General features: G+C 67.6%; 6 protein-coding genes. 5 read left to right on the top strand and 1 reads right to left on the bottom strand.

Translation table 11 applies throughout. The features are described from left to right. From WAN02_RS00155 to WAN02_RS00135, 5 genes are all read left to right on the top strand, one after another. Window positions 1–1,152: thiolase family protein (locus tag WAN02_RS00155; protein WP_422261657.1), on the top strand; the 1,152-nt coding region annotated here is incomplete at its 5' end. Window positions 1,153–1,188: 36 nt separating this feature from the next. Then, window positions 1,189–1,953, top strand: a complete 765-nt coding sequence (locus tag WAN02_RS00150; RefSeq protein WP_422261655.1) for an SDR family NAD(P)-dependent oxidoreductase — start codon at window positions 1,189–1,191, stop codon at window positions 1,951–1,953. 7 nt (window positions 1,954–1,960) lie between these two features. Further along, window positions 1,961–3,103, top strand: a complete 1,143-nt coding sequence (locus tag WAN02_RS00145; protein WP_422261653.1) for an acyl-CoA dehydrogenase family protein — start codon at window positions 1,961–1,963, stop codon at window positions 3,101–3,103. Further along, window positions 3,100–4,149: an acyl-CoA dehydrogenase family protein gene (locus tag WAN02_RS00140; RefSeq protein ID WP_422261651.1), complete on the top strand. Its 1,050-nt coding sequence runs from the start codon at window positions 3,100–3,102 to the stop codon at window positions 4,147–4,149. The genes WAN02_RS00145 and WAN02_RS00140 overlap by 4 nt, the downstream gene beginning before the upstream one ends. Beyond that, on the top strand, window positions 4,146–4,910 hold the full coding sequence (locus WAN02_RS00135) for a crotonase/enoyl-CoA hydratase family protein (RefSeq protein ID WP_422261649.1): 765 nt from the start codon (window positions 4,146–4,148) through the stop codon (window positions 4,908–4,910). Before WAN02_RS00140 ends, WAN02_RS00135 begins: the two co-directional genes overlap by 4 nt. A gap of 4 nt (window positions 4,911–4,914) precedes the next feature. On the opposite strand, the gene WAN02_RS00130 is transcribed toward WAN02_RS00135, so the two are convergent. Continuing rightward, entirely contained in the window at window positions 4,915–5,622 is a 708-nt protein-coding gene (locus WAN02_RS00130; RefSeq protein ID WP_422261647.1) for a TetR/AcrR family transcriptional regulator, read from the bottom strand. Window positions 5,623–5,866: the final 244 nt, after the last annotated feature.

Here is a 5,866-nt window from a genome sequence, read left to right as displayed (position 1 = left end):
CCGTTAGGCAGGGGAAAGCCGGGCGGTGCGCTGTCCCAGCTCCACCCGGTGGAATTGCTGGCCCAACTGCTGACCGGGCTGGTCGAACGCAACGGCGTCGACCCCGCCCTGATCGACGACGTCATGATCGGAAACGTCACCCAGGCCGGGGAGCAGGGTGGCACACCCGCCCGCCAGGCCGTCCTGGCAGCCGGTTTTCCCACCCATGTGCCCGGCGTGACCATCGAACGCAAATGCGGATCGGGCCAACAGGCCATCGAATTCGCGGTGCAGTCGGTGGCCGCGGGCGTCAACGACCTGGTCATCGCCGGGGGAGTGGAGTCGATGAGCCGGGTGCCCATGGGGTCCAACCGGATGGGTGCCGACGTCTACGGACCCTCGATCACCGAACGATTCGGCGAATTGGTGGGCCAAGGCGTCGCCGCTGAACTGGTCGCCCACAAATGGGGGCTATCCCGCGAGCAACTCGACACCTACGCACTGGCCTCCAACGAACGCGCCGCCTACGCGCAGGCGCAAGGCTGGTTCGACGCCGAGCTCTATCCGATCGACACTCCTACGGGTCCGGTCAAACGCGATGAGAGCATTCGTGCCTCGACCTCCATGGCGCGGCTGGCCGGGCTGGCCCCGGTCTTCGGCAGCCCCGCGGTGCGGCAACGATTCCCGGAGCTGGAGCCCAAGGTCACCGCCGGATCGTCGTCCCAGATCACCGACGGCGCCGCGGTGCTGCTGATCGCCTCGGAGAAGTGCGCAGCGGCGTTGGGTCTGCATCCTCGCGCCGCCGTCTACGCCTCGGCGGTCGTCGGTGACGACCCGTTGCTGATGTTGACCGCCCCGATACCCGCCACCCGAAAGGTCTTGAGCAGAGCGGGCCTAAAGGTGCAGGACATCGGCGTCTTCGAAGTCAACGAAGCGTTCGCACCGGTCCCGCTGGCATGGCAGGCCGAGCTGGGGGTCCCCTCCGAGGTGCTCAATCCCGTCGGCGGAGCCATCGCACTGGGACACCCGCTGGGCGCCTCGGGTGCCCGCATCATGACCACGATGCTGCATCACATGGAGCGCAACGGCATCCGCTTCGGCCTGCAAACCATGTGCGAGGCCGGCGGAATGGCCAACGCCACCATCATCGAGCGCCTCGACCCGAGCGCCTGACAGATCCGACTCGTCGGACACGGAGGAGAGACAACTGTGGACCTATCGCACGCATCGGCGCTGGTGACCGGGGGAGCATCCGGGCTCGGCCTGGGCGCGGTGACCAAACTCATCGACGCCGGCATCCCGACGGTCATCGTGGACCTGCCCAGCTCCAACGGTGAGCAGATCGCCGCCGACCTGGGCAAGCTCGCCTCCTTCGCCCCCGCCGACGTCACCGACTCCGAACAGTTCAACGCCGCCCTCGACGTCGCCGAGGAGATCGCGCCCGTGCGTGCGGTCGTGCACTGCGCAGGTCGAGCCATCACCTTGCGGGTGCTCGACCGCGAGGGAAACCCCGGTGACATCGACAGTTACCGCGCGGTCGTCGAGACCAATCTCGTCGGCAGCTTCAACGTGCTGCGCCTCGCGGCGGCTCGGATGGTGCGCTACGAGCCCGTCGGGGAGGAACGTGGGGTGGTGGTTCTCACGGCATCGATCGCCGCCTGGGAAGGCCAAGTAGGGCAGATTCCCTACGCGTCCTCCAAGGCGGGCATCGTGGGCATGACCCTCGTCGGCGCCCGCGACCTGTCCCGAAAGTTGGTGCGCGTGAACAGCATTGCTCCAGGAATCTTCGACACCCCGGGCTTGGGGCGGCATTCCGACGAGATCAAGGCCGGTCTGGCCGCGCAAGTCCCGCACCCCTCGCGGCTGGGCGTGCCGGCCGAGTTCGGTCATCTGGCCCTTGCGGTGATCGAGAACCCCATGATCAACGGTGAGACCATCAGAATCGATGGGGCCGTACGGATGTCGGCGAAGTAGGGCAACGATGACGACCTTGATACCGCGTTCCGACGACGACACCGACCTCGACGATCTGCGCCGCGAGGTGCGGGCATTCCTCGACCAGCAGCGCCGCGACGGCCTCTTCACCGCACGCACCGATTCCTGGGGCGACGGGTGGGACGCGCAATTCTCCCGCGCGCTCGCCGCCCAAGGGTGGGTCGGCATGACCGTGCCGACGCGCTACGACGGACGGGGCCGCAGCTTCGTGGAGCGATTCGCCGTCACCGAAGAACTGTTGGCCGCCGGAGCGCCGGTGTCCGCACACTGGGTCGCCGACCGGCAGGTGGCCCCGTCACTGCTGCGTCACGGTACCGAGGCGCAGCGCGAACGCTTCCTTCCCCCGATCACTCGCGCCGAGCACTTCTGGGCCATCGGGATGAGCGAAACCGAGGCAGGTTCGGATCTGGCGGCGGTTCGGACCAAGGCCAGCAAGGTCGAGGGCGGGTGGCGCCTGAGCGGAACCAAGCTGTGGACCTCGGGCGCTCACCACGCCCACTTCTTCATCGTGCTCGCCCGCACCGCACCCGTGGACTCCGCACATCGGCACGCCGGCTTGAGCCAGTTCATCGTGCCGCTGGACGCATCGGGCATCCGTATCTCTCCGGTGCTCAACATGTCTGGGGCGCACCACTTCAACGAAGTGGTTCTCGATGACGTCTTCGTCGAGGACGACATGCTGCTCGGCGAGGAGGGTGCCGGTTGGTCACAGGTCACCGCCGAACTCGGATACGAGCGCTCGGGCCCGGAACGGTTCCTGTCTGCCTACGCCTTGCTGACCGCGGCGTTGCAGGGAGTACGTGACGGGACCGTGCCCGAGGATCCACGTCTGGGTGCGCTGCTCGCCCGCCACGTCGGCCTGCATCACATGTCGAGGGCGGTCGCATCTGCTCTGCAAAGCGGCCTCGAGGCCGACACCGCCGCGGCGGTGGTGAAGCTCTTGGGAACTCAAACCGAGGGTGATGTCGTCGACGTCGTCGACGAGCTCATTGGTCCGGACTCGGCCACCCCGACAACGCTGGCCGACTTGCTGCACGGAGGAATCATGAACAGACCCGGCTTCACCATCAGAGGTGGTACGACGCAGGTTCTCAGCGGGGTCGTCGCGCGCGGCCTGGGACTGCGATGACCGGCGGCGTGCAGGTGCGCGACACCAGCATGGCGCAGGAGGTGGCCGCGCTCGCCGAGTCGATCCTCGAGGAACACGCCGACCCCGCTGTCGGTGGCATCGACCTCCCGGCGTGGAAGATGTTGTCCGACAGCGGCTTGACCGATCTGCTGGCCCCGGAGGAAGTTGGCGGCGCCGGGGCTGGGTGGGCCGAGGTCGGCGCGGTTCTCGGTGAAGTGGGTGCCGCGGCGGCACGTCTACCGATCCTCGAGCACGACGTGCTCTCGGGTTGGCTCCTGGACTGCGCAGGTCTGCCGCGCCGCGATGGTGAAGTGCGCACCGCAGGGCTGTTCGCCGACGGCGTGAGCGGCTGGGTCGACTTCGCCGGGCAGGCCGACAGGATCGTCGTCCTGCGCGCGACGGACGACCATCAGTGGGCGGTCGGCGTCCTCGACGGTGAGGCCGGCGCCAGCACCGATGCGGACAGGGACGGTCACACCCGGGTGCGGTGGACTCCCGGCACCGAGGAGCGCGTCGTCGCGCCCGAGGTCGCCGAGGAGTACCGCCTCAGGGTGGCCTTGAGTCGGGCGGCCATGATCGTCGGGTCCAGCAGGCGCATCGTCGAACTCACCGTCGAGCACGTCACCAGTCGGGAGCAGTTCGGCCGGACACTCGCGAAATTCCAAGGCGTACAACATCTCGTCTCGGCCACCGCTGCGGAGGCCAGCCTGATCCAGGCAGCGGTCGACGGCGCGATCGGCGTCGTGGGGGGCCTCTCGCTGCGAGATCCGCACGTCCGGCTGGCGGTGCTGAGCGCGGCGTCCTGCGCGGCGCACGGTGCGGCGGTCGTCGCCCGCAACGCCCATCAGGTCCTCGGTGCCATGGGCTACACCCTCGAGCATCCGCTGCACCGCTACACCAATCGCATCCTGACGTGGCGGTCAGAGGCATATTCAGTACGCGATCTCGATCTTGCGGTGTTGCGGGCCGCCACCGCGTCGGACGTCGCCGAGTTGTGGTCGTTGCTCGTCGACGCCACACCAGCCCAGGAACGAGGAGCACCATGACCGAACCCATCATCTTCGACGCCGACGGCGGCATCGCCGTGATCACGATCAACCGTCCCGAGGTCCGCAACGCCATCAACGGTGCTACCGCCCGGGCGATCGCCGCCGCAGTCGACGAAGTCGACCGGCGCGATGACATCGCCGTCGCCATCATCACCGGAGCAGGCGGCAACTTCTGCTCGGGAATGGATCTGCGGGGCTTCCTCGACGGCGACCGTCCGTCCATCGAGGGGCGCGGATTCGCGGGCCTGGTGCTCGCTCCGCCCAAGAAACCCCTCCTCGCCGCCGTCGAGGGATACGCCTTGGCCGGCGGCTGTGAAATCGCGTTGGCCTGCGATCTGATCATCGCCTCCGAGACGGCCACGTTCGGCCTGCCCGAGCCCAAGCGCGGGCTCGTACCGACCGGCGGCGGCGCCCTGAAGTTGCATCAACGATTGCCCTATCACATCGCGATGGAGTTGTTGCTCACCGGCGACATGATCACCGCCGAGCGTGCGCATCACTTCGGCCTGGTCAACGAGCTCGCGTCACCCGGGACGGCACTGGACGCGGCGCGCTCGGTGGCGGCCCGGCTCGCCGCCAACGCACCACTGGCGCTCGAAGCCATCAAGCAGATCGTGCGCCAGAGTCCGGACTGGCCACTGGAGCTTGCTGATCGCAATCAGCGCGAACTCTCCGACCACGTATTCCGGTCCGCCGACGCACGCGAAGGTGCGCGGGCCTTCGCCGAGAAGAGAGCCCCGGTGTGGACGCGCCGCTAGACGTTCACGGCTTTGCCGCGGCCTTCTCCAAACCGAGTGCGCGCGCCCAGATCTGAGTGAGGGTGTGCACCAACTGATCCCGGTCGTAATCACCGGGGTCGATGCTGTACCAATGCGCACAACTGGACAGCATGGACACCAGCGACGCCGCCGTGGTGTGCACGTCCAGATCCGGATCGGCGACCCCGCGCTCCTGTAACCGCTCGATCGTGGCCTCAATGCGATTGACGTGCGCGCGCCGCGCTTGAACGCGGGACGCCAAGATCACCGGATCGGCCGTCGCCACCTGATCGACCAGCGCCAGGATCGCGGCGTTGTCGCGGTGCACGTCCAAGTATCTGCGGTTGGCCCGCTCGAGGTTGCCGAGGACGTCGCCGGGCACGTCGTCGCTGGTGTGGGCGACGGCATGCAGGATCAGCTCGCCGACCTGGTCGACGACCTCCTGGAAGATCTCCCGCTTCGACGGGAAGTAGGTGTAGAAGCTGCCATGCGCGACGTCGGCTTCGTCGACGATGTCGCGCACTCTGGCGTCCATATAGCCCGAGCGGATGAACACCGTCCGGGCGGCATCCACCAGCGATTCCCGGGTTTGAGCGGACTTGGCCGTGGCCGTGGCGGAATCAGCAGTGCGCGCCCGGCGCTGGGCCGACGTCCCCGTCGGGACATGGCCACCTCGGGTCTTACGCGGTTGCTCCGCCGTACTTCTTCCCACGACCGGCAGCTTATCCGACCCAGCGTCGACATGAGTGTCGACCGCCGACGGCTCTCTCGAGGTGCGTGATCGCACGACTTACCCGTACCGCGGGCCAACGCACTTGCATGGGCGGAGTGTGACCTCTATCATCAAGAATCGACATCAATGTCGACAACTGCGCGATGGCGATCAGGGCGGTTCCGCGGCAACGGATCCGACCGCCGCGCCGATGGCTTCGAAGGATGAGGACCGGTGACTACAC

The organism is Mycobacterium sp. (assembly GCF_049281135.1).
Taxonomy (GTDB): Bacteria; Actinomycetota; Actinomycetes; order Mycobacteriales; family Mycobacteriaceae; genus Mycobacterium.
This window is presented reverse-complemented; position numbering and strand designations above follow the sequence as displayed.

What these genes read in the sequence shown, in the direction of transcription:
- WAN02_RS00135 (WP_422261649.1), top strand. Translation starts at nt 4,146, where the DNA reads ATGACCGAACCCATCATCTTCGACGCCGACGGCGGCATCGCCGTGATC.
- WAN02_RS00140 (WP_422261651.1), top strand. Translation starts at nt 3,100, where the DNA reads ATGACCGGCGGCGTGCAGGTGCGCGACACCAGCATGGCGCAGGAGGTG.
- WAN02_RS00145 (WP_422261653.1), top strand. Translation starts at nt 1,961, where the DNA reads ATGACGACCTTGATACCGCGTTCCGACGACGACACCGACCTCGACGAT.